General features: G+C 31.9%; 21 protein-coding genes. 7 read left to right on the top strand and 14 right to left on the bottom strand.

Features of this window, described 5'->3' with window-relative positions:
* The first annotated feature begins 20 nt into the window (after window positions 1-20).
* The 3 genes from RRF68_RS01015 to RRF68_RS01005 are packed head-to-tail and all read left to right on the top strand — an operon-like array spanning window position 21 to window position 4438.
* A complete protein-coding gene (locus tag RRF68_RS01015) occupies window positions 21-1649 on the top strand; it encodes an acyl-CoA carboxylase subunit beta (RefSeq protein WP_275316105.1) in 1629 nt (542 codons plus the stop codon).
* An 18-nt stretch (window positions 1650-1667) separates the two neighbouring features.
* A complete protein-coding gene (locus RRF68_RS01010; RefSeq protein ID WP_315944688.1) occupies window positions 1668-3665 on the top strand; it encodes a DUF3352 domain-containing protein in 1998 nt (665 codons plus the stop codon).
* Between the two features lie 56 nt (window positions 3666-3721).
* A complete protein-coding gene (locus tag RRF68_RS01005) occupies window positions 3722-4438 on the top strand; it encodes a YebC/PmpR family DNA-binding transcriptional regulator (protein ID WP_218772869.1) in 717 nt (238 codons plus the stop codon).
* A 15-nt stretch (window positions 4439-4453) separates the two neighbouring features.
* Here RRF68_RS01005 and RRF68_RS01000 read toward each other — a convergent pair whose 3' ends face one another.
* The 9 genes from RRF68_RS01000 to RRF68_RS00960 form a co-directional block, all read right to left on the bottom strand.
* A complete protein-coding gene (locus RRF68_RS01000) occupies window positions 4454-5521 on the bottom strand; it encodes an AMP-binding protein (protein ID WP_315944687.1) in 1068 nt (355 codons plus the stop codon).
* A 71-nt stretch (window positions 5522-5592) separates the two neighbouring features.
* On the bottom strand, window positions 5593-6525 hold the full coding sequence (locus RRF68_RS00995; RefSeq protein WP_315944686.1) for a CPBP family intramembrane glutamic endopeptidase: 933 nt from the start codon (window positions 6523-6525) through the stop codon (window positions 5593-5595).
* Window positions 6526-6570: 45 nt separating this feature from the next.
* Window positions 6571-7611 (bottom strand): o-succinylbenzoate synthase, encoded by a 1041-nt coding sequence (locus RRF68_RS00990; protein WP_315944685.1) that lies wholly within the window; start codon window positions 7609-7611, stop codon window positions 6571-6573.
* A 101-nt stretch (window positions 7612-7712) separates the two neighbouring features.
* The gene (locus RRF68_RS00985) at window positions 7713-8225 is read right to left on the bottom strand and encodes an SRPBCC family protein (protein WP_315944684.1); all 513 of its coding nucleotides are present in this window, start codon (window positions 8223-8225) and stop codon (window positions 7713-7715) included.
* 28 nt (window positions 8226-8253) lie between these two features.
* Window positions 8254-9201: a 1,4-dihydroxy-2-naphthoate octaprenyltransferase gene (gene menA, locus RRF68_RS00980; RefSeq protein ID WP_315944683.1), complete on the bottom strand. Its 948-nt coding sequence runs from the start codon at window positions 9199-9201 to the stop codon at window positions 8254-8256.
* A 95-nt stretch (window positions 9202-9296) separates the two neighbouring features.
* Window positions 9297-10076 carry a (Fe-S)-binding protein gene (locus RRF68_RS00975; RefSeq protein ID WP_315944682.1) on the bottom strand — a complete coding sequence of 260 codons (780 nt, stop codon included), beginning with the start codon at window positions 10074-10076 and terminating at the stop codon, window positions 9297-9299.
* Between the two features lie 119 nt (window positions 10077-10195).
* Entirely contained in the window at window positions 10196-11515 is a 1320-nt protein-coding gene (locus RRF68_RS00970) for a 4Fe-4S dicluster domain-containing protein (RefSeq protein WP_315944681.1), read from the bottom strand.
* A gap of 44 nt (window positions 11516-11559) precedes the next feature.
* The gene (locus tag RRF68_RS00965) at window positions 11560-12525 is read right to left on the bottom strand and encodes an MlaD family protein (protein WP_315944680.1); all 966 of its coding nucleotides are present in this window, start codon (window positions 12523-12525) and stop codon (window positions 11560-11562) included.
* A 64-nt stretch (window positions 12526-12589) separates the two neighbouring features.
* Window positions 12590-13762 carry an N-acetylmuramoyl-L-alanine amidase gene (locus RRF68_RS00960; protein WP_315944679.1) on the bottom strand — a complete coding sequence of 391 codons (1173 nt, stop codon included), beginning with the start codon at window positions 13760-13762 and terminating at the stop codon, window positions 12590-12592.
* Between the two features lie 126 nt (window positions 13763-13888).
* On the opposite strand from RRF68_RS00960, the gene RRF68_RS00955 reads away from it, so the two are divergent.
* Together RRF68_RS00955 and RRF68_RS00950 are read left to right on the top strand one after the other, a co-directional pair.
* Window positions 13889-16591, top strand: a complete 2703-nt coding sequence (locus RRF68_RS00955; protein ID WP_315944678.1) for a putative LPS assembly protein LptD — start codon at window positions 13889-13891, stop codon at window positions 16589-16591.
* A gap of 41 nt (window positions 16592-16632) precedes the next feature.
* Complete coding sequence (locus tag RRF68_RS00950) at window positions 16633-17013, top strand: Rid family detoxifying hydrolase (protein WP_275316120.1); 381 nt, start codon at window positions 16633-16635, stop codon at window positions 17011-17013.
* Window positions 17014-17053: 40 nt separating this feature from the next.
* Here RRF68_RS00950 and RRF68_RS00945 read toward each other — a convergent pair whose 3' ends face one another.
* The 4 genes from RRF68_RS00945 to pfkA all read right to left on the bottom strand — a co-directional run bounded on the left by RRF68_RS00945 (window position 17054) and on the right by pfkA (window position 20079).
* Window positions 17054-17542: an ATP-binding protein gene (locus RRF68_RS00945; RefSeq protein WP_315944677.1), complete on the bottom strand. Its 489-nt coding sequence runs from the start codon at window positions 17540-17542 to the stop codon at window positions 17054-17056.
* A gap of 100 nt (window positions 17543-17642) precedes the next feature.
* Complete coding sequence (locus RRF68_RS00940; protein ID WP_218772880.1) at window positions 17643-18005, bottom strand: methylglyoxal synthase; 363 nt, start codon at window positions 18003-18005, stop codon at window positions 17643-17645.
* 67 nt (window positions 18006-18072) lie between these two features.
* The gene (gene gap / locus RRF68_RS00935; RefSeq protein ID WP_315944676.1) at window positions 18073-19065 is read right to left on the bottom strand and encodes a type I glyceraldehyde-3-phosphate dehydrogenase; all 993 of its coding nucleotides are present in this window, start codon (window positions 19063-19065) and stop codon (window positions 18073-18075) included.
* A 30-nt stretch (window positions 19066-19095) separates the two neighbouring features.
* Window positions 19096-20079, bottom strand: a complete 984-nt coding sequence (gene pfkA, locus RRF68_RS00930) for a 6-phosphofructokinase (RefSeq protein ID WP_218772882.1) — start codon at window positions 20077-20079, stop codon at window positions 19096-19098.
* 129 nt (window positions 20080-20208) lie between these two features.
* Between pfkA and RRF68_RS00925 the strand changes: the two genes are divergently transcribed.
* Window positions 20209-21936 (top strand): sodium:solute symporter family protein, encoded by a 1728-nt coding sequence (locus RRF68_RS00925; RefSeq protein WP_218772883.1) that lies wholly within the window; start codon window positions 20209-20211, stop codon window positions 21934-21936.
* 42 nt (window positions 21937-21978) lie between these two features.
* Here RRF68_RS00925 and RRF68_RS00920 read toward each other — a convergent pair whose 3' ends face one another.
* Window positions 21979-23325, bottom strand: a complete 1347-nt coding sequence (locus tag RRF68_RS00920; protein WP_255554315.1) for a tetratricopeptide repeat protein — start codon at window positions 23323-23325, stop codon at window positions 21979-21981.
* A gap of 231 nt (window positions 23326-23556) precedes the next feature.
* Here RRF68_RS00920 and RRF68_RS00915 point away from each other — a divergent pair, with 231 nt between their 5' ends.
* The gene (locus RRF68_RS00915; protein WP_218772885.1) at window positions 23557-23898 is read left to right on the top strand and encodes a DUF2853 family protein; all 342 of its coding nucleotides are present in this window, start codon (window positions 23557-23559) and stop codon (window positions 23896-23898) included.
* Window positions 23899-23980 lie beyond the last annotated feature (82 nt).

Raw genomic sequence — 23980 nt, 5'->3', positions numbered from 1 at the left:
CGCAAACAAATAACTTACAAATGGATCTTAACTTCAACAAAAACGAAGACCACAATAAACTTTTAGCATCAGACTTACGCACACGCTTTGCCAAAGTAAAATTAGGTGGCGGGCAAAAACGTATTGATAAGCATCACGAAAAAGGAAAATTAACTGCAAGAGAGCGTATTGAATATCTTTTAGATGACAATACTAAATCGATAGAAATCGGTGCTTTTGCTGGCGAAGAAATGTATAAAGAACACGGCGGATGCCCATCTGGTGGTGTGGTTGTAAAAATAGGTTATGTTAGCGGTAAACAATGTATTGTTGTTGCAAATGATGCCACTGTAAAAGCTGGCGCTTGGTTTCCTATTACAGGAAAAAAGAATTTAAGAGCACAAGAAATATCAATAGAAAATAAATTACCAATTATATACTTAGTAGATTCTGCTGGTGTTTATTTACCATTACAAGATGAAATTTTTCCAGACAAAGAACACTTCGGAAGAATTTTCAGAAACAATGCAATTATGAGCAGTATGGGAATTACCCAAATCTCTGCTATAATGGGTAGCTGTGTTGCTGGTGGTGCTTATTTGCCAATTATGAGCGATGAAGCGATGATTGTAGACAAAACAGGAAGTATTTTCTTAGCAGGAAGTTATTTAGTAAAAGCTGCAATTGGCGAAAGTATTGATAATGAAACATTAGGTGGCGCAACAACACATTGCGAAATTTCTGGTGTTACCGATTATAAAGCAAAAGACGACAAAGATGCTTTAGATAAAATAAAATTTGTTGTTGATAAAATCGGAGATTACGACAAAGCTGGCTACAGCCGTAAAGAAGCTTTTCCTCCAAAAGAAAACGAACAAGATATTTTTGGGATTCTTCCGAAAGAAAGAAACGCACAATACGACATGTTAGAAATTATCAATCGTTTGGTTGATAATTCTGAATTTGAGCAATATAAAGAAGGCTACGGAAAAACAATTATTACAGGTTACGGTCGTATTGATGGTTGGGCCGTTGGTATTGTTGCCAATCAACGAAAACTAGTAAAAACTAAAAAAGGAGAAATGCAGTTTGGTGGAGTGATCTATAACGATTCTGCCGACAAAGCGACTCGTTTTATCGCTAACTGTAATCAGAAAAAAATACCGTTAGTTTTCTTACAAGATGTTACCGGTTTTATGGTAGGTTCTAAATCTGAACATGGCGGAATTATAAAAGATGGAGCCAAAATGGTAAATGCTGTAAGCAATTCAGTTGTTCCTAAATTCACCATCGTTATTGGTAATTCATACGGAGCAGGAAACTATGCTATGTGTGGTAAAGCTTACGACCCAAGATTAATTGCTGCTTGGCCAAGTGCCGAATTAGCGGTAATGAGTGGAAACTCTGCAGCAAAGGTTTTATTACAAATAGAAACTGCCTCTTTAAAGAAAAAAGGAGAAGAAATTACTCCTGAAAAAGAAGCTGAATTATTCGACAAAATAAAATCTCGTTACGATAAGCAGATTTCACCGTATTATGCAGCTGCAAGAATTTGGACAGACGGAGTTATAAATCCGTTAGATACTAGAACTTGGATTTCTATGGGTATTGAAGCTGCTGATCATGCTCCTATCGAAAAGAAATTTAATTTAGGTGTTATTCAAGTATAATTTCATACATCATTAGTTATGAGAAAAAAGATTTTATGGACTTTGCTACTAGCCTTTTTGGGGTTTTTAGCGTATCAAACTTATGTTTTTACACTTGCTGAAGAAGATAATATAAAGCCTATTTACCTTGTACCTAATGATGCTGTTTTTATTTTAGATACCGAAAGACCTATTGATACTTGGGAAGAAATTAATGCTAGTGAAATATGGCAACATCTTAAAAAGAACGCCTATTTTAAAGACATTAGTAAAAGTGCCAATACACTCGATAATATTGTAAAAGAGCAAAAAAGCATTCTTAATTTTATTGGCGAGCGAGATGTATTAATATCTGCACATGTTTACAAACCTAAAAATTACGACTTTTTATATATTGTTGACCTAGAGAAACTTTCGAAACTCGATTTTTTTAAAAGCAGTATATCACAACTAACAGGCGATGGTTTTAAAATTACAAAAAGAATATTTCAAAACCATGAAATAACAGAGCTGTACGACAAGAATAAAAGAGAAACACTGCATATTGCTTTTATCAAAAACCAATTAATAGCTTCGTACACACATATTTTAGTAGAAAACTCCATAAATCAATATCAAAAACCCGTAATTGGTAGAGATGTTAATTTTGTGGAGATTACTAAAGAAACTCCTGAAGACGGATTTTTTAAAGTGTTTTTTCAGTACAAATACTTACATAAATATCTTTCTTGTTTTACAAATAAAGCCAACAAAGAAGTCGTTGAAAATATTCAAAACTCACTTTATTATTCTGGTTTTGATGTTTCTTTAATTGAAGGAACTATTATTCAGGCAGAAGGTTTTACCAATGTGCAGGAAAACTCAGAAAGTTACTTAACTGCCATTCAAAAATCAGGAAAAGGTAAAAGAACTATTGCCAATGTCGCTCCAAAAAATACTGCGTTATACGTAAGTTTTGCTTTTGATAGCTTTAATACCTTTCAAGAAAACTTCGAAGAATTAAAAAAAGAGAAGCCTCTAGAATTTGAAGCATACAATCAGCAAATTAAAGAAATCGAAAACACACTCGACATCAATATAAAAGAAAATGTGTACAGTTGGATTGGTGATGAAATTGCATTGATACACTTTAATTCTTCGCTTTCTAGAAACAAAAAAGATGTTGCGGCAATTTTTAAAACTACTGATATTGATGACGCTTCTGAAAATTTGAATTTCATTTTATCAAAAATAAAAGAAAAAACACCATTACAATTTAAACAAATTACCTACAAAAAACACACTATTAACTTTTTAGACCTAAAAGGTTTCTTTAAAATAGTTGCTGGTAATATGTTTAAAAAAATGGAAAAACCATATTTTACTATTATTAATGATTATGTTGTTTTTAGTGCGAATCCGAATACTTTAAAAGAAATCATTAACAATAACATTACCAATTACACTTTAGCTTCCTCTAAAGAATTTAAAGAGTTCAACTATCTATTCGACAACAAGTCTACCATTTTCACCTATATAAATACGCCTTACATTTATAATGATTTAGTTAGTTTTGTTGATAAAAAAACACAGCTTCAAATAAAGGAAAACAAAGATTATTTTATCTGTTTCAATCAACTTGGTATTCAATTAACTTCTGAAGGAAATATTTTTAAAAGTAATATCACAACTACTTTTAATGAACCAGGATATGTTAAAGAACAGGTATCTATTAATCAAAAATTAAAAAAAGAACTCACTTTAAAACTAAGTCCCAAAAAAGACAGCCTTTCTGTAAAACCTGCTGATGCTATTTTTAACATCAAAGAAATTAATCCTTCTGATTTAAGCGCGAATGAGTACAAGGAATATTATAGTGGCGGAAAACTAAAGTTTGAAGTACAACTAGATGATGGTTTACTTGACGGAAGATATAAAATGTATTACCCTAATGGAAATATAAAAATAAAAGGAAGCTACAAAAACGGAAAGAAATCGGGTACATGGCGAGCTTACGACGAAAAAGAAAATAATCTGATTATCAAAAAAAGATTTTAATTGTAATTAAATAATGCAATAGTTACATTTGCCGTTGCATAAACAAAACTTAAAAAATGGGAAGAGCATTCGAACTTAGAAAAGGACGTAAAATGAAGCGTTGGTCTGCAATGGCTAAAACATTTACCAGAATTGGTAAAGATATTGTAATGGCAATTAAAGACGGAGGTCCGAATCCTGATACAAATTCGCGTTTAAGAGCTGTAATGCAAAACGCAAAGGCAGCAAACATGCCTAAAGACAATGTAGAACGCGCTATTAAAAAAGCTGCCGATAAAGATACAAGCGATTACAAAGAAGCTTTATTTGAAGGTTATGCGCCACACGGTATTGCGATTGTTGTAGAAACTGCAACCGATAATAATAACAGAACTGTAGCAAATGTACGTGCTATTTTTAATAAATGTGATGGTAACTTAGGTACATCAGGATCCGTAGTTTTTATGTTTGATCGTGTTTGTAATTTTACTGTCAAAAAAGAAGATATTAAAGTCGATTTAGAAGAGTTAGAACTAGAATTAATCGATTTTGAAGTTGAAGAGGTTTTTAATGACGATGAAGGTATTATTATCTATGCTCCGTTTGAACAATTTGGCGCTATTCAATCTTATTTTGAAGAAAATAATATAGAAATTATCTCTTCAGGGTTTGAAAGAATTCCAACTACTACTACTAAGCTTTCAGAAGAACAGCAGGCTGACGTTGAAAAGCTTTTAGAAAAATTAGAAGATGATGATGATGTACAAAATGTATATCACAGTATGGTTATGTAATAACTATATAATATTTTAAAACTTAACTAAATCCAACGTTTTTTTTCGTTGGATTTTTTTTGTTTCCGTTTCTATAAACTGAGGTAGAAAATAAATTTCTTTAGGGATTTCGAATTTAGAAAGTAATGTCTCTTTTTTAATTTCTGATAACAAAAAACTCTCTACTTCGCTTGAAGTGACATCTTCAATAATAAGAATTAACTTTTCTCCTAAAACTTTATCTTTAATTCCTGATACAAAGAAACGTTGGTCAATAATTTCTGATAACTTCTCTTCTATTTTCTCCGGATGTAGTTTTATTCCGCCAGAATTTATAACATTATCGTAACGTCCTAACCATTTAAACTCGGTTTTAGAAACAAGTTTTACAACATCATTTGTCGTAATTATTTCTGATGTTACTTTTGGAGCTTCGATTATTAGGCAGTTTCTATCATCCTGACTTATTAAAACATTTGGAAGTGTTTTATAAAGACTTCTCGACTCCGCTCGAAGTAACAAATTATTTAGATTCTTAACAGCAATATGCGTAATCGTTTCTGTCATTCCGTATGTAGCAAATACTTTTGTAGCAATGTTTTGAATCGCTGAAATTAAATCATTTGATACTAAGCCACCGCCAACAATTAATTGATCTATTTTATGCAATTCATTCAACGAATTTCTTAGCTGTAACGGAACCATTGCAGAGAAATCATACTGCTTTTTTAAGCCTTTTAACGGGCTAGAACCTGGGGCAACAACATCTAACTGCCAACCTAAAGTTAAAGCGCGTACCAACATCATTTTACCCGCAATATAATCGGTAGACAAACACAACAACGCTGTTGTATTTTCTTTTAAACCAAAAAATTCTCCTGTAGCAAAAGCCGAGTTTCTCATAAACTCTTTTTGTAACTGTATTGGTTTTGGTTTTCCTGTAGAACCCGATGTTTGTACAATTACAAAATCCTTTTCATTAAACCAGTCCGTTAAAAAAGAAGTTACCGAACTTGAAATATTTTCAGAAAAAGCAATCAGTTCTTCTTCGGATGAAAATGATGCTCCGTTTAATTTAAAATTTTTATGAAACTGATTTTTCATGTATCCATTTTTACTAAAATAAACTAATATCAAGTTAGGGATTACTTCGTTATTCTGCCTCGTAATGCCGTTTATATTGGTTTTTCAATTTTACCTACCAACTTATCTTTCCAGTTTGTCCACCCATATTTTTTAGAAAATAAGAATAACAGTAACGGATACAATACAAAAACAGATAAAAACATTTCAGAACCTACCGAAGGCTCAGAAGTATCAATAAATAAAGCATCTGTTTGAAAAACCATCCAATCGGTAGTTACTAAAAAAGCTGCTATAATATTATTTACGGCATGTAAACCCAAGGCTAATTCTGTCCCTTCATCCATTAAAGTTGTAATTCCAAAAAAGAAGCCTGTTCCTATATAAAATACCATAGAAATATAGCCCAGTTTTTCAACCTCAGGATTTGCACCATGTAACAAACCAAAAGCTACTGAAGTTATAATTAAAGGCATCCATCTGTTTTTAAACCAAGTTCCTATTCCTTGCATAAAATAACCTCTAAATAACAATTCCTCGAAACTTGTTTGCAATGGCAAAAACAAAAAAGAAATAGCTACTAAAGTAAAAAACGGAAGTGGTTTAAAATTCCATGTGTACAATTCTGGCTCTAAAAAAACACCCAATAATGTAATACTTATCGCTACAATTCCCCAAGTTATAAATCCGAACCAAAATCGATTCCAATCAATAGTTTCTCTGCTTGTTATTAGTGTTTTTACAGCTCTTTTATGAATATACTTTATCGTTAAGAATAAAAAAAGTAAACCGATAGCAAACATGAATATCATTAAAAACAAAAACAAGTTTTTATTGATTCCTAAGCTCATAAAGCTATCATTTGCAGCACGAGAAAATTCAGCAAAATCATCCGAATGCAATGCCGCTAAAACTGACAAAGGAATAATACCTATAAATTGCCAACCGAATATAACAAACAAAATACCCGCTAAATAATAAATCCAATCGTTTCGCCCTTTATATGCTTGCTGTATGAAATTCATATGTTATAAATATTTATGAGATTCTGAAACAAGTTCAGAATGACGTTAGTCTAAATTAAATTGCCATTTCTTTAATGGATCGTATGCTAAACTCCCGTTTAAAACTTCTAACGGACTCTCGAAATTATTGGTAAACAAACTACCAGTCCCTAAACCTTGTGGCAATTTAGTGTTTAAAACATATGTCCATTGTGCAATGGCGTTTAACCCAATATTACTTTCTAATGCTGACGTGATCCAATTATCGGCATTGTATTTTTTGGCTATAGAAATCCATTCTTCACTACCTTTAAATCCGCCTACTAAACTCGGTTTTAAAATAATATACTGTGGTTGTATGGTTTGGATGCATTTTTCTTTTTCTTCGGATGGAAAAATACCTATCAACTCTTCGTCTAAAGCAATTGGCAATGGTGTGTTTTCACACAAAGCTGCCATTTCTTGCCACTGACCTTGTTTTATAGGCTGTTCGATGGAATGAATTTCTAATTCAGCTAGTTGATTTAATTTTCCTAAAGCATTCTCTGGTGTAAATCCTCCGTTTGCATCAACGCGTAAAGTGATTTCTTTTGATGAGAATTCTTTTCGTATCGATTTTAACAAGTTGATTTCTGTATCAAAATCAATTGCGCCAATTTTCATTTTAATTGTTGAAAAGCCTTGTTGTAATTTATCTTTTATTTGCTGTTGCATAAAAGATTTATCACCCATCCAAATTAATCCGTTGATGGATATATTTTGTTTTCCTTCCGTAAAATCTGATGGAAATAATTCAAACGGATTTTTAGCTCCTAAAGATAAAAACGCTTGTTCTAATCCGAATTGAATACTCGGATAATGAATCGTTTCTGCTAATAAAACGGCTAAACTTACATTAATATTTTGGCAAACCCATTTTAGTTTCTCTTCGTAGTTTGGTATATCATCAACACTTAATCCTCTAAACAATCCGCATTCACCAAAACCTTGTTTGTTATCTTTTGACAACTTGATAAACCAAGTTTCTTTGGTTTTTAAAACACCGCGAGATGTTCCGCTAGCTTGTTTAAAATTAAGAATGTGTTTATGATATGTTGCTGTTATCATTTTAACCGATTATTGGTTTGCGTTAGGGATTGCAATGAAAATCCTTTTGTGAGGCACGAGTAAAAGATTGTAATGTAAAGCCCGCTCGAACGCCCAAAAAATTATTTTTCTAGCATTGTTTTTAATTGATTCATATAACCTAAACTTAACTCTTTAAAGGTTCCTTTAAAATAAGGAAACAAACAAGCGGTCATATATGATTTGCTATTTACACTGCAATTTTGGACTAGTTTTGTTTTATTTCCGTTGGCGATAAAATTAAAATCATCTGTTTTTATCATTTGAGCTGAATCGAACTGATAAGTGATTTTTTGATTCGGAATATAGGCCGTTATTTTCTGAATCATTTTTATTTCTTGTCCGTTATTTATCGCAGTAATAGTATAGGTACTTCCTATTATTCCTGGTTTTTTTTCAATTACTTGAATGGACTTAATATCTGGTAACCAATTTTTCATTAAATCGACATTGGCTACGTTTTCGAAAACTTCGTTTAGTGGCTTATCTATTTCTATTTCGGCGGTATAAGTAACCTCGGTAATAACTACTCCTGTTAGTAAAAACATGATTACTAAAGCAGAAACGATTCCTAAAATTATCTTTATTGTTTTCATAATTGTTCTTTAAAATTGTTTTTTCTGTTTACAAAATATTACCCAATCCGAATAGTATTGCAAACAAGAATGTACTTAATGCTACTTTTTTTAATTCACCATCTAACAGTACTTCTTCTTTATTTTTATACACAAATATTACGTGTTTTACTATTGGTATATAGGCTATTAAAAATAAAAACTGCCATGTCGATTGGTAGTTTATTACCACATATAATATTGCAGTTATAAACGATAAAATAAGTAAACTATAATGGTAATTTTTAGCAGATTTCGCACCTACTTTAACTACTAATGTGTTTTTGTTAACTTTTGCATCGTTTACACGATCTCGCATATTATTTAAGTTTAAAACTGCTGTACTTAGTAAACCGACAGTTATTGCGGGTAAAAAAACAACAAGGTTTAACTGTTTTGTGTATAAAAAATAGGTTCCTACAACTGCTAATAACCCAAAGAAAACAAAGACAAAAACATCACCAAAACCGCTATAACCATAGGCTGATTTGCCTACGGTGTATTTAATTGCTGCAACGATAGATGTGGCTCCTAATAAAAAGAAAATCAATGAATATAAAAAATTGTCTTTTCCGAAAGAAACATAAATAAGTAAAAGTGCGATTACCAAAGTTATTGCTCCGGTAACGATCATTGCCATTTTCATTTGTTTTGGCGTAATTGCGCCCGAGGAAACCATACGAGCTTCCCCTTCTCTATTATCATCAGTTCCTTTTACGCCATCTCCATAATCATTCGCAAAGTTTGATAAAACCTGAAAACCAATCGTTGTGAGTATCGCAAGAATAAAAATTAAATAGTTTTTTTCATTCAAAAAATTAACATCTAAAAGTCCGTCAAATTCAACTCCGCCTATAAGAGGAACTGAAAATTTTGCTAAAAAAGCCCCCACAACAATTCCTGAAATAGATAATGGTAAGGTTCGCAAACGTGCTGCTTTTATATAGTTTTTTATCATTTTAAATTTTGATTAAAACCTCTCGACTGCGCTCGAAAAGACCTATTTTGGTGTCTGTTCGAGCGCAGTCGAGAATTATTCACTATATTTTTATTTTATAAATTATTTGCTTCTGCAATTAGTTCGGCAATATCTTTTACAACTACTTGATCTTCTTTTAACTTAAACTTTACACCATCAGTCATCATTGTATTACAATAAGGACAACCGGTTGCGATGATTTGCGGATTGGTTTCTAAAGCATCTTCTGTTCTTAAAACATTTATCTCTTTGTCTCCTCTTTCGGCATCTTTAAACATCTGTGCGCCACCAGCACCACAGCATAAAGCAGTAGACTTACTACGCTTCATCTCTGTCATTTTAACACCCAAACTACGAATTAAAGCACGCGGACTTTCATATACATCGTTTGCGCGACCTAAATAACAAGGATCGTGATAGGTTACTCGTTTTCCCTTTAAATTAGCGTCATCTATAGCTAAACGACCATCACTTATTAATTTACTAATAAACTGCGTGTGGTGATATACCTCATATTTACCTCCCAAACCAGGGTATTCATTTTTTAATGTATTAAATGAATGTGGGTCACAGGTAACTATTGTTTTTACTTCGTAAGCATTTAAAACCTCGATATTTGTCATTGCTTGCATTTGAAACAAAAACTCGTTTCCTGCACGCTTAGCAGCATCACCAGTTGAACTTTCTTCTGTACCTAAAACAGCAAAATCTACTCCTGCTGTATTTAATATTTTTACAAACGATTTGGTTATTTTCTTTGCTCTATCATCATAACTTCCAGCTGCTCCTACCCAAAACAACACTTCTGGTTGTTTTCCTTGAGCCATCATATCTGCCATTGTTGGTACGTTCATAATTTTATGTTTTTTAATTGATATGCTTTTTTTCTAAATATTCTCGATACAATTTTTCTTCATTCTCCAGAAAAATCACTCGAACTGACAATAATTACACTGTCAAATTGATGTATTGATTAATCTTCGTCTTTCCAGTTTAATCTATCTTGTTGACTATACTGCCAAGGTGCTCCGTTATTTTCGATATTGGTCATCATTGCATTTAACTCTTGTGGAGCTGCAGATTCTTCCATTACTAAATAACGACGCATTTCCATAATAATAGATAAAGGATCAATACCTATAGGACATTCTTGCACACAAGCATTACAACTTGTACACGCCCATAATTCTTCTGGAGAAATATAATCGTTTAATAACTGCTTTCCGTCATCTTTAAATACTCCGTTGTTTGCATCGATGTTTTTCCCTACTTCCTCTAAACGATCTCGGGTATCCATCATAATTTTACGAGGCGACAACTCTTTACCCGTTAAACTTGCAGGACAAGAAGATGTACATCGCCCACATTCTGTACACGTATATGCATTCATTAACTGTACCCAGTTTAAATCGGTAACGTCCGACGCACCAAACTTTGCAGGCACTTCCTCTTCTGCTCCTTCTTCTGGCATTGCATACGGATCTGCATCTGGATCCATCATCATTTTTACTTCATTCGTAACAGCTTCTAAGTTATTAAACTGTCCTTTTGGCTTTAAATTTGCGAAAAATGTATTTGGGAAAGCTAACAAAATATGTAAGTGTTTAGAGTAATATAAGTAGTTTAAGAAAACTAAAATACCTATAATATGTACCCACCAAGCTGATTTTTCTATAGTGTGTAATGCTTCTGGTGAAAACCCAGAAAACCAAGGCGCTATAAATTGAGAAACTACATTTCCCGCTCCTGATTCTTGAAAAGCAGCATCCGTAGCATTCATTATTAAGAATAACGACATTAAAACCATTTCGAAATATAAAATAATGTTTCCATCATTTTTAGGCCAACCTGTCATTTCTTTACTCCAAAAACGCTTTACTTTTTCGATATTTCTTCTAAACCAAAATATAACAACAGCTACAAAAACTAAGGCTGCTAAAATTTCGAAATTAGCAATTAAGAATCCATAGATAGCATCTCCTAAGATTGGTTGAAAAACACGATGTGTACCAAATAAACCATCTATAACGATTTCTAACATTTCGATATTAATCAAAATAAAACCTACATAAACTACTACGTGTAAAATTCCAGAAACTGGGCGACGTACCATTTTATATTGTCCTAAGGCTATTTTAGCCATGTTTTTCCAACGTTCAGGTTTTCTATCTGTTCTATCTATATCTTTTCCTAATTTTATGTTTCGGACAAGTTTTCGAACATTCATTACAAAAAATCCTATTCCCGCAATTAAAATAGCTGCAAAAAAGATGTTAGGCATGTATTTCTCCATCGTTCTTTAAGTATTAAGTTTTGTTAGTTTTTAATAATTATAAGTTACTTCGTACTTACATTTTTGGTATTACTTTCTTCATTATATGGTTTTGCTTTTTTACCAAATAATGAAAAATGAACAAATCGTTTTGGATTTAATTTCATTTCACGTAACAACTCTTCCATTTCTTTAGAGGCATTGGTTAAGTTTGTGTACATTTTATCGTCGGTCATTAACTTACCTAAAGTTCCTTTACCAGCCTTCATATTTGCTAATAAACCATTTACGTTTGCTAATGTTGCTTCTAATTTATTAACTGTTTCTCCTAGATTAGCTTTTGCTAAATCGTCAGATATTTTAGAAAAATTATCAGTAATTTTTTTAGTATTTGCTAAGGTTGCGTTTAAGTTTTCTTTATTATCAGATAATAAAGTATTTACAGATGTTAATGTTTTTCGAACATCAGAAATCGTTCCTTCTAAACCTATAATACTTCTATTTAAGCTTTTTCTTGATTTTTCATCTAAAACGGTATTCAATCCAGTTAGCAATGTATCGGCTCCTACCAACACATTTTGTAGTTTAGATTGAATAGGTTCTAACTTATCTTCTACTGAAGAAAAAAGACCAGATTCTACCTCTCCTTTAAGATAATCTCCTGAAACGGCCGTTTCTCCGCTGTATGTCGGAACAATAGCTAAACTTTGCCCTCCCATTATACTTGCTGAATAAATTTTAGCAATACTGTTTTTAGAGAAGCTAAAATCAGTATCTAAAGAAATTTTCACCAATAAAACACCTTGTTTTTCTGGAGTTGCATCAAATGAAATCTCATCAATACGACCAACCTCTAAACCATTAATAGTTACAGCACTAGCTTTATTTAAGCCGTTAATATCTTTGTATTCAACATAAAAATATCTGCTACTACCACTAAATAAATCTTGACCTTTTAAGAAATTGAATCCCCATATAAATACGGCTATAATTAGTACAGCAACAACACCCGTTTTTAGTTCTTTTGACATATAAAAAAGTTATAGCACGAAAATAGTAATAATTTTGAAAGTATAAATGTAGAACACCTCTAAATTAAAGGTTTTTCAATGCTTCTTTGATAGGAATTTTTTGTCCATCTTTAAAAGCAACAACCCAAGCACCTTTAAACCCCATTTTTTTCACTGCACTTAAAGTCTTTTTCACATCTACAAAACTAGAAGAGGTTCCGTAATAATACTTATAGTAATCACCTATAAACATCGACTCAATATTTTCTAATCCTCTAAAGTTAAAATTATTTTTATTTAACTTTCTTTTTGATGCTGCAATTTGCACTTTAAAAGCAATTCCTGATGGTTGTATTTTATTACTTGCAATATTGGTTGTGGCCTTTTTCGTTGTTGTTTTTACTTTCACTACTTTTTTAGGCACACTAACATCCTTTATAATCTTTTTTTCTATCGGGTTTTTCTCCTCTGCTTTAGCTATTACGGTATTCTGAATCGTATTTAACTTTAACCTGTCTACATATTTTTTAATAGCATCACCAATTGCTTTTGCCATTTTTATCTGTCCAGCTCTTGTATTTAAGAATTTACCTTCTTTTTTATTTGTTAAAAACCCTAATTCTATTAAAACACTAGGCATTACAGTTTCTCTTAACACTAAAAAATTAGCTTGCTTTACTTTTCTATTAACTCTTTTAATAGAAACAAAATTGCTTTGAATAAAACTTGCAATACCTAAACTGTTATCTAAATTCTCTTCCTGAAGTACTGATAAACCAATAACTGATTCAGGCGAATTAGGATCATAATCATAATTTTGTTTATAATTGTCCTCTAATAAAATTACAGCGTTTTCTCGTTTAGATATTTCTAAATTTTCTTTATTACCACTTAATCCTAAAACAAACGTTCCTGCTCCGTTAGGTTCTGACTTATGAAAAGCATCACAATGAATAGAAACAAATAAATCTGCCTTTTTAGTGTTTGCGATTTTTGCCCTATTATGTAATTCTACAAAAACATCTTTCTTTCTAGTGTATAAAACTTCAACATCTCTAGCTGTTGATAATTCTTTACCAACATCTAAAGCGATTCTTAAAGCAACCTTAGCTTCCTTATAACCATTACCTATATTACCAGGATCTTTTCCTCCGTGACCTGCATCTAAAACAATAGTATATTTTTTTTGTGCAGAAAGCGCTGTTGTAAACCCCAATAACATGCATATTGTGGTTAAAAATAAAAAATAATTTTTCAAGTGATTATATTTACGTAATTTTAAGAATTGCATCAATAAAATTTAACTATTTTTGGATTTTATATTTAGGCATTCAAATAGTACGCCAAAGTTTTTAAATATAACACAAAAATAGTATTTATAACATTGCGAACAAATCTAACTTACATACTTTTAATTTCCTACCTTTTTTGTTTTCAATTAAGTGTAGCTCAAGATTTTGATAAAAAAGGAATTCCTTCTCAAAAATCTAAAAAAAAGCCAATTTTAAATATATCAAAAGATAGTTTGATTGATTTGAAAAAAGGTGAATTATTAAACCTAAAAAATGATTCGATTGTAAACGATTCTATTAAGCCTAAAGAGGTTATTGATGGAATCATTACACACAATGCCGAAGATTATACAATACAAAACGCAAAAAATAAAACTGTAACCTTATACAATAAAGCACAAGTAATTTATACTGATATTGATTTAAAAGCAGGTATAATTGTTTTAGACTATAAGAACAATACTGTTTATGCCAAAGGAATAAAAGATAGCTTAGGTTATCATCAACGTCCTATTTTTAAACAAGGTGATCAAGAATCTGAGCAAGACTCCATTTTATTCAACTTTAAAACAAAAAAAGCACTAGTTTACGGTGTAAAAACGGTGCAAGGTGAAATTATAACCTATGCTCAAAAAACAAAACGTGTAAATGACTCTACTATTTACATGCGAAGACTTCGTTTTACAACCTCTAAAAAGAAAAATCCAGATTATTACATTCAAACAAGTAAAGCAAAACTAGTTCCTGGTAAAAAAATAATTGTAGGTGGTAGTAATTTAGTTTTAGCTGATGTTCCTACACCTGTATATTTACCTTTCGCTTATTTTCCTATGACCAATGAAAGAACCTCTGGTTTTATTATTCCTTCATATGGTGATAGTAACAGTCAAGGTTTCTTTTTACAAAACGGTGGATACTACTTTGCTTTAAGTGATTATTTTGATTTAACTGTTTTAGGAGATCTTTACACTAACGGAAGTTGGGGATTAAGAGCTGATTCTAATTACTATGTTCGTTATAAATTTAGTGGTAATTTTAGTATTCGTTATGAAAATATAATTCAAGGAATTAGAGGTTTAAGTAACTACAGTAAATCGTCTAACTTTAATCTTCGTTGGAGCCATAGTCAAGATACTAAATCGAGTCCAAACTCTCGTTTTTCTGCTTCTGTCAACTTAGGTAGTAGTACTTATTATAGGCAATCATTAAATGAATTTAACAATTCTCAGTTTTTAACAAACACCTTAAGTTCATCTATTTCATATTACAAAAAATTTGTTGGCACTCCTTTTAATATAAATGTAACAGCAACACATTCACAAAACACCAATACCGAACAAATAACAATGACGCTTCCATCTTTACAGTTAAATATGGATCGTATTTATCCCTTTGCTGGTAAAAACGGAGTTAAAACCAATCCTATTCAGAAAATGGGTTTGAACTACAGTATGCAAGGTCAGTATCAAATAAATACTACTGATGATGAGTTTTTTACTGATAAAATGTTTAGAACAGCAAAAAAAGGAATTCAACATCGTTTAAGTACCAATACAAACTTAAAGGCTTTTAAATATTTTACATTATCACCAAGTGTTAGTTATAAGGATGTTTGGTATTTTGATAAAATCAATAAAAAATATGATCCTACACTTACTAATTCAAGTGGTAATTTAGGTACAGTTGTAAACGATACTATTAGTGGTTTTAACCGTTTTAACGAATACAATTTAGGAGTTTCTTTATCAACAAACATCTATGGAACATTTAACTTTAAAAAAGGAAGATTAAAAGCCATAAGACATACAATTAGACCTTCTATTTCTTATGGATACAGACCTGATTTTGCTGAAAATTACGACTTACAAGTTCAACAAAGTTCAGACCCCACTGATTTACTAACCTATTCTCCTTTTGAAGGAGGAATATATGGCAGGCCAGGAAGTGGTGTTTCAAACTCTATTGGTATTTCTGTTAATAATGTTTTAGAAGCTAAAGTTGCTCCGAAAGATCCCGATAGTGATGAGGAAGATACAAAAGTCACCATTCTTAATAATTTAAATTTTAGTACTAGCTACAATATAGCTGCTGATAGCTTACGCTGGAGTCCTGTTACTGCAAATGCAGGAACGCGGCTTTTTAAAGACAAATTAGCTTTAAATGCCAATGCAAGATTTGATCCTTATCAGGTAAATAATGAAGGACAAAGAATAAATAAGTTTAATGCTAATATTTTAAGACTTACTAACTTTGGTATTACCGCTAACTACTCTTTATCTAGCAAAGATTTTGAGAAGAAAAAAGAAGGCGATAAAGAGGAGTCTAAAAACTCAGGAAATGGTGCACAAGACACTCCTGATTTGTTTGGAGAAAACATGTCGCCTACAAATGGCTTCCCCAACAACCCTGATAACAAACAGAATAAAAGCGAAACGAAAGAAACAAAACTATATGGTGCTAAAATACCATGGACACTAAATTTAGCTTACGCCTTAAACTACTCAGATAACGGACTTACAAGTAGTGTTGGTAGTAATTCTTTAATGTTTAGCGGAAACGTAGAGTTAACGCCTAAATGGAACGTTGGTTTTTCATCTGGTTATGATGTTAAAGAGAACGCTTTTACTTACACAAGACTTTCTTTTTCTAGGGATTTAGATAGTTGGCGATTGAATTTTAATTGGACTCCTTTCGGAATAAACTCTTCTTATAACTTCTTTATCGGAGTAAAATCATCTGTTTTAAGTGATTTAAAATGGGACAAAAACAAGCCGCCAGATAGAGCTTTATTCTAAAAAAGAATACTTAATCAATTTTAAATTTATCCATAAATAAGATGAAAAAAATTATAACAACAAGTAAAGCTCCTGCTCCTATTGGACCATATAACCAAGCTGTTTTAAGCGGAAACACATTATATACTTCTGGTCAGATTGCTTTAGATCCTAAAACAGGTGAATTAGTTATGGATTCTATTGAATCTGAAACAAAACAAGTTATGGAAAACATGAAAGAAGTTTTAGCTGCTGCTGAAATGACTTTTGAAAACGTCGTAAAATCGTCTATTTTTATTTCTGATATGCATAACTTTTCTAAAATAAACAGCGTGTATGCTACCTATTTTAACGAAGCTACTGCGCCCGCTAGAGAAACTGTTGAAGTTGCCAATTTACCTAAGTTTGTAAATGTAGAGATTAGTATGATTGCTGTTAAATAGAAGTTTTAACAGCTAGTTTATTTTAAAGTTCCACGAAATTTTAAGCGGTAATAATCACTCCATATTTAAGTTCTTTTTCAGTAGGTTTTTCAAACCATGTTTCCATAAAATCGAAATCTTCTTTACTTACTTCAAACTGGAACGTATCTCCTTTTTCACTATTTCTTTTTAAAACTCTTTTAAATCGTGTTTCTTTTGAAATATCTAAAAAGTGGATTTTAATTTCATAACCATTAGCTTCTGCAAATTGTCTGAATTTTTCTCTATGCTCAAACTTCGACAATCCTAAATCTAGAATACTGTCTGTTTTTGAACTCTCTAACTGCTCTACTAATTCTAGTATTACTTTTTCTGCTCTATTTATTTTTTCTAAAAACCACTCTAAACCATCTGTTGCTTTTTTATCAGCAAGAAAAAGCGTTTTATTCCATTTATCAATCGAAAAAACAACACCTTTTGTTTCTTTTTTTAGTTCAGCCGAGTATGTTGTTTTTCCCGAACCAGTATTCCCTACTATTAAATGTATCATTTGGGTTTTCTTAAAGTTTTAATTCTTATTGATTATTCTAATTTCAAAATAGATTATTTAAATATAGGTTTACTATTTTAATAAGAATACTTTTTTTTATTTACAATGCCTTCATTAACAGTTCTGCGGTTGCAGGATTTGTTGCTAACGGAACATCATGTACATCACACAAACGCAATAACATAGTAATGTCTGGCTCGTGTGGATGTTTTTCATTAGGATCTCTAAAAAACAACACCATATTACATTTACCCTCAGCAACCCTTGCTGCTATTTGAGCATCACCACCAAAAGGACCAGATAAGAACTTCGTTACTTTAAAACCTGCCTTTTCAGCTTTAGAACCTGTGGTTCCTGTTGATACTAATGATATGTTTTTTTGAAGTAAAATGGTTTTATGTTCATTTAAAAACTGAACCATTTCTGCTTTCATTCCGTCATGTGCTATAATTGCTATTTCCATCGTTTTAAAATTAACTAAAAATTCCCGCTATAAGCGGGAATTGATATTTTTTTTATATTCTTTTTTATTATAAAGAGGCTGAATACTCTAATAAATCAACAATCTTCGTTGCATAACCATACTCGTTATCATACCAAGAAATAATTTTAAAAAATTTTTCATTTAGCTCTAAACTTGCGTCAGCATCAACAACAGAAGTTCTTGTTTCTGATACAAAATCTTGAGAAACAACTTCGTCTTCAGTATATCCTATTATGCCTTTAAATTCGTTTTCTGAAGCAGCTTTAAAAGTTGCCATAATTTCTTTTAATGACGTTGCTTTTTCAGTTTTAAAAGTTAAATCAACTAATGAAACATCTGCTACAGGAACTCTTACTGCCATTCCTGTTAATTTACCATTCATAGACGGAATTACTTTTGTTACTGCTTCTGCAGCTCCGGTAGAAGTAGGTATAATATTGTTTATTACAGAACGACCTCTTCTCCATTTTTTATTTGGTCCATCAACAGTATTCTGAGTAGATGTTGCTGCATGAACAGTTGTCATTAATCCTTCCGTCAACCCATAAGCATCATTAATAACTTTTACTAATGGCGCCAAACAGTTTGTTGTACAAGAAGCATTAGAAACAATAAGTTCGTCTGCTTTCATCTCAGCATGATTTACTCCCATCACATACATTTTAGCATCTTTTGATGGCGCTGAAATAATTACTTTTTTAGCACCTCCTTTTATATGCAACGCTGCTTTATCTTGATCTGTAAAAAAACCTGTTGATTCAATAATATACTCAGCTCCTACTTCGTTCCATTTTAAATTTTCTGGATTTCTTTCAGCTGATACTCTAATAATTTGTTCGTTTACAACTAGGTTACCGTCTTTTACCGTTACTTCACCATCAAAACGACCATGAACCGAATCATACTTTAACAAATAGGCTAAATACTCTACATCTAACAAATCATTAATGGCAACTACTTGCACATTGTTTCTTTTCATGGCAGAACGGAAAGCTAATCTACCTATTCTTCCAAATCCGTTAATTCCTACTTTTATCATCACTTTACTATTTAATATTCTTATTAAAAATTATGTTGTCATAATATCAGAGACTCTTAGCAACTCCATATCTATGTCATTATGACCTTTTATTGCTTTTTCTAAATTGGTAGCAACCACCATATTATTTTGTAAACCAACCATTAAGTTCGTTTGTCCGTCTAGCAATAACTCAACTGCTTTTACACCTAATCTACTTGCTAAAACTCTATCGAAACACGTTGGCGATCCGCCTCTTTGCATGTGTCCTAAAACGGAAACCCTCACTTCATATTCTGGCAAGTTTTTTTCTACATAATCCGCTAATTCAAAAACATTTCTACCTGTTTTATCTCCTTCAGAAACCACAACAATACTTGATGACTTTCCTGTTCGTCTACTTTTCTTTAAAGACTCTAGCATTCTTTCTAGCCCTAAATCTTCTTCTGGAATTAGAATTTCTTCTGCTCCTGCTCCGACTCCGGCATTTAAAGCTATAAAACCTGCATCTCTTCCCATCACTTCCACAAAGAAAAGTCTGTTATGAGACGATGCCGTATCTCTAATCTTATCTATTGCCTCAACTGCAGTGTTTAATGCAGTATCGTAGCCTATGGTATGCGTTGTCCCATAGATATCATTGTCTATCGTACCAGGAATTCCTATTACCGGAAAGTTAAATTCTTTATTAAAAACCACTCCTCCTGTAAAAGAACCATCACCACCAATAACCACTAGTGCATCTACCTTGTTTTCTTTTAAACTTTCGTAAGCTTTTTTTCGCCCTTCTTTTGTTATAAACTCTTTAGAACGTGCTGTTTTAAGTATAGTACCTCCTTTGTTAATGATATTATTTACACTTCTAGCTGTAAACGGTACCAAATCTCCTTCTATTAAACCTTGGTAACCTCTATAGATTCCCATACACTCAGTACGATAATATGCACAAGTCCTTACAACCGATCTGATTGCCGCGTTCATTCCTGGAGCATCTCCTCCGGAAGTCATCACTGCTATTTTTTTTATTTTTCCCATAAGACGAACATCAAATTTAATGCTTTTAAGTCATTTTATATATAAATATACAAAATCATTTTTCATTTCAATTGAAATTTAACGTATCATAATATTTAACTACATTTAGCTTTTTTAAATAAAAACTACATGACATTAACCGCGCTGGATTATTCTATTATCATCGGATTTTTTATCCTCTCATTACTTATAGGTCTTTGGGCTTCTAAATCTGCAGGAAAAAGCAGTACTGAATTCTTTTTATCGGGTAGAAATATGCCTTGGTGGTTGTTAGGTGTTTCGATGGTTGCTACCACATTTGCAGCCGACACTCCTGGATTGGTAACCGAATTGGTGCGTAAAAATGGTGTTTCAGGAAACTGGGTTTGGTGGGCAATGTTACTTACCGGTATGCTTACTGTTTTCTTTTACGCAAAACTATGGCGAAAATCTGGAATTAGTACTGATTTAGAATTTTACGAATTACGCTATTCTGGTAAAATAGCAGGATTTTTAAGAGGATTTAGAGCTATTTATTTAGGTGTAATTTTTAATATTATCACCATGGCTGGAGTTTGTTTGGCCGGCGCAAAAATTGCCAATATCTTATTAGGTATTTCACAAGGTGAAATGCTATTATACTCGTCTATTATTGTTGTTATTTATTCATCTCTAGGAGGATTAAAAGGAGTTTTACTTACCGATTTTGTTCAGTTTATAATCGCGATGATCGGTTCGGTCTGGGCCACTATTTACATCATCAACTTACCTGAAATAAACGGCTTATCTAATTTATTAAGTCACCCTAACGTGCATGACAAACTAGCGATGCTTCCTGATTTTTCGAATACAGAATCTTTAATCACTTTATTTATAATTCCCTTTGCCGTGCAATGGTGGAGTACTTGGTATCCTGGCGCAGAACCTGGTGGTGGTGGCTATATAGCGCAACGAATGTTGGCTGCTAAAGATGAAAAAAATGCCACTTGGGCAACTTTGTTTTTCAATTTTGCGCATTATGCATTACGCCCTTGGCCTTGGATTATTGTTGGATTGGCTTCTTTGGTGATTTTTCCGAGTTTAGAAAGTATGAATCAAGCATTTCCTAGCTTATCTCCTGAAATGCAAGGACATGATGTTGGCTATGCTGCTATGATGACTTATTTACCTGCTGGATTATTAGGAATTGTACTAACCTCGTTAATTGCTGCTTTTATGAGTACCATTTCAACTCAATTAAACTGGGGAAGCTCGTATTTGGTAAACGATTTTTATAGTCGTTTTATCAACAAAAATGCTTCTGAAAAACAAAAAGTAGTCGTTGGTAGAGTATCAACTGTCTTATTAATGCTATTTGCAGCGCTATTTTCTTTTTACCTACAATCTGCTAAAGACGTTTTTGATTTATTATTACAAATCGGAGCCGGAACTGGATTGCTATTTATTTTACGTTGGTTTTGGAGCAGAATAAATCCGTATAGTGAAATTGCTGCGATGGCTATTTCTTTTGTTATTGCAGTATTCTTTTTTATCAACGGAAAAATGGAAACCCCTTTTATCGAAATTGCTAGTTATTGGCAATTGATAATTGGGGTAGTAATTACAACTATCGGATGGATTTTAGTCACTCTTGTAACACAACCTAGTGATGCGGAAACCATTCATAAATTTGAAACCTTAATTTTTGACGGAGAAGATAAATTCAAAAATGTAGGTATAAAAATAGTAGGATTTATAACAGGCACAATTGGTGTATATAGTTTCTTATTTGCTACTGGTAATTGGATTTATGGCAACACTCTATTAGCCGCTGGTTTATCTGCACTCACCCTAGTATGTGTGTGTATTTTAACAAAAATTTGGAAACGTATTTCTTAGAAATTAAAAACCCTTAAAATAAATATATTTTAAGGGTTTTTATTATTTAATAGCCTTCTTATAACTCAATAAAATTTTTTGGATCTGTTTATTCTCATAAACTGAAGGATATAATTCTTTAATAATAGAATGGTGTTTATAATCGATTGCTAATGCATTTTTTAAGTGCGTTAAACTGTACCCCTCTTTATCAAGAATCATAAATAAACCACACAATCGATATTCTACCTCAGCAGCTTCTTTATATATTTTTTTAGCTTTGATTACTATTTTTAAACCATCTTCAAAATCTCCTAAAAACAATAATATATCCGCTAATGCAGTGTAAACATCTAAACCCTGCTCCCCTAACTCAATACTCGTGTAAAAAGATTTTACAGCCTCTTCGTAAAAATTAAGCTTTAAGTTGATATCTCCTGACCTTTTCCAATACAGCTCATTTATCTCATCAATTTCTATTGCCTTATTTACGTAATACAACGCTTTTTGGAAGTTACCGTCATTGTAATAAGCATTTGCTAACAACATCCATGCTTTATCTAGCAAGGGATCTTCATGCACTGCTTTTTTATAAAAGTGAATGGCAGTATGCATGTTTTCTAATTTCTCATAACATTTCCCTATTCTGATGTAAGCAAAAGCGGTAGGATCATCTAACTCCAACGTAATTAAATAATTATTTATAGCCTCTTCATAGTTATTTAGCTCTTCTAAGGTTTTTGCTTTTTCTAAATACCCACCAATAAAACTCTCATCAATTAGCACGGAATAATCAAAAGAAGTCAGCGCTTCTTTATGCATTCCTAATTCAGCATATTGTTTCCCTAATTGATGCCAAGCAATCTCGCAATACGGGTTTTTATCTACATATTTTTTTAAAAACTGTATAGCTTCTACATGTTTATCTTGCATATCAAAACAGTATACAATATTGTATAGTGATGAATAATCTTCATAATCATCTTCCACACATTTCTCGAAATTTAACCGTGCATTTTCAAAATCATCTAAATACAAGTATTCCATTCCTAGCATCGACCATATATCAGCTGGATCTTCGATAAAATCTAAAGATTCTTTCAATACAACGATAGCCTCAACATGTTTCTTCTTTTTAGATAAAATCAATGCTTTTTGTATAAAAACCTCATCATTATGAGATTCAACAGCTTCTATAGCACGAAGCATTTTAGTAGCCTCTTCTAATTCGTTTTCGAAAATTAGAATTTCTACTTTCATTAATTTCAACTGAATAGAAGTAGGATGTTGCTCCAACCCAAGTTGCACAGCTTTTTTTGCCAAAGAATGTTTGGCTATGTTTAAATAATGTTCGATGATTGTTTCAAACTCAACCGCGTCAAAAAAGTATACATCGTTGGTTTTCAACATAGATTCAAATTTCAATATCGACATAAGCTACATATTTGAATGTATATAAATGTACTACAAGAACAGTGCCTATTTACGTTTAGCTGATTTTGTTTTCAACAATTTAATTAACAATGCTATCTTGTTTTTAGTTATTGAATTTTCTTATTTGAAAGAATCAAATATTTTTCTATATTTGGGAGTATTAAAGTTTTACAACAAAACTTGCACCTAATTATAAACAAAAAAATCATGAGTAAATTTGACGAAAAAGTAGCATTGTATAAAAAATTTATGGATGATAGAAATCTTCCTTGTAATCTTGATTTATTAAAAGCGGTAACCAAAGGCTTAGGACCTTCAATTTATAAAAAAGATGCCGAAACGGTATCTGGTACTGATGCGAAAGAATTAGAAACAGTTAAGAAAAACTTCTTAATGAAAAAACTAGGTTTAGCTGATAGCCCTGAATTAGACAAGGCTATTGACGAGGTTGTAGAAAAAATAGGAAGATCTGAAAGAAATAAATACCGTGCTGTAGTTTACTATATGTTAGCTCAAAAATTTGGCAAAGAGTCTGTTTACGGAATGTAAAAACACATTTTTCATAAAAAAAAGTCCTGTATTGATTTAAATACAGGACTTTTTCTATTTTAGCCATCAACAAACAAACTAT

The organism is Tenacibaculum sp. HL-MS23 (genome assembly GCF_032463465.1).
Classification (GTDB): Bacteria; Bacteroidota; Bacteroidia; order Flavobacteriales; family Flavobacteriaceae; genus Polaribacter; species Polaribacter bernardetii.
Note: the sequence above shows the minus strand (reverse complement) of the source record. Positions and strands in the feature narration are given on the sequence as shown.

Coding starts and splice junctions, on each gene's coding strand:
- RRF68_RS01015 (WP_275316105.1), top strand. CDS start 21: ATGGATCTTAACTTCAACAAAAACGAAGACCACAATAAACTTTTAGCA.
- RRF68_RS01010 (WP_315944688.1), top strand. CDS start 1,668: ATGAGAAAAAAGATTTTATGGACTTTGCTACTAGCCTTTTTGGGGTTT.
- RRF68_RS01005 (WP_218772869.1), top strand. CDS start 3,722: ATGGGAAGAGCATTCGAACTTAGAAAAGGACGTAAAATGAAGCGTTGG.
- RRF68_RS01000 (WP_315944687.1), bottom strand. CDS start 5,521: ATGAAAAATCAGTTTCATAAAAATTTTAAATTAAACGGAGCATCATTT.
- RRF68_RS00995 (WP_315944686.1), bottom strand. CDS start 6,525: ATGAATTTCATACAGCAAGCATATAAAGGGCGAAACGATTGGATTTAT.
- RRF68_RS00990 (WP_315944685.1), bottom strand. CDS start 7,611: ATGATAACAGCAACATATCATAAACACATTCTTAATTTTAAACAAGCT.
- RRF68_RS00985 (WP_315944684.1), bottom strand. CDS start 8,225: ATGAAAACAATAAAGATAATTTTAGGAATCGTTTCTGCTTTAGTAATC.
- menA (WP_315944683.1), bottom strand. CDS start 9,201: ATGATAAAAAACTATATAAAAGCAGCACGTTTGCGAACCTTACCATTA.
- RRF68_RS00975 (WP_315944682.1), bottom strand. CDS start 10,076: ATGAACGTACCAACAATGGCAGATATGATGGCTCAAGGAAAACAACCA.
- RRF68_RS00970 (WP_315944681.1), bottom strand. CDS start 11,515: ATGGAGAAATACATGCCTAACATCTTTTTTGCAGCTATTTTAATTGCG.
- RRF68_RS00965 (WP_315944680.1), bottom strand. CDS start 12,525: ATGTCAAAAGAACTAAAAACGGGTGTTGTTGCTGTACTAATTATAGCC.
- RRF68_RS00950 (WP_275316120.1), top strand. CDS start 16,633: ATGAAAAAAATTATAACAACAAGTAAAGCTCCTGCTCCTATTGGACCA.
- RRF68_RS00945 (WP_315944677.1), bottom strand. CDS start 17,542: ATGATACATTTAATAGTAGGGAATACTGGTTCGGGAAAAACAACATAC.
- RRF68_RS00940 (WP_218772880.1), bottom strand. CDS start 18,005: ATGGAAATAGCAATTATAGCACATGACGGAATGAAAGCAGAAATGGTT.
- gap (WP_315944676.1), bottom strand. CDS start 19,065: ATGATAAAAGTAGGAATTAACGGATTTGGAAGAATAGGTAGATTAGCT.
- pfkA (WP_218772882.1), bottom strand. CDS start 20,079: ATGGGAAAAATAAAAAAAATAGCAGTGATGACTTCCGGAGGAGATGCT.
- RRF68_RS00925 (WP_218772883.1), top strand. CDS start 20,209: ATGACATTAACCGCGCTGGATTATTCTATTATCATCGGATTTTTTATC.
- RRF68_RS00920 (WP_255554315.1), bottom strand. CDS start 23,325: ATGTTGAAAACCAACGATGTATACTTTTTTGACGCGGTTGAGTTTGAA.
- RRF68_RS00915 (WP_218772885.1), top strand. CDS start 23,557: ATGAGTAAATTTGACGAAAAAGTAGCATTGTATAAAAAATTTATGGAT.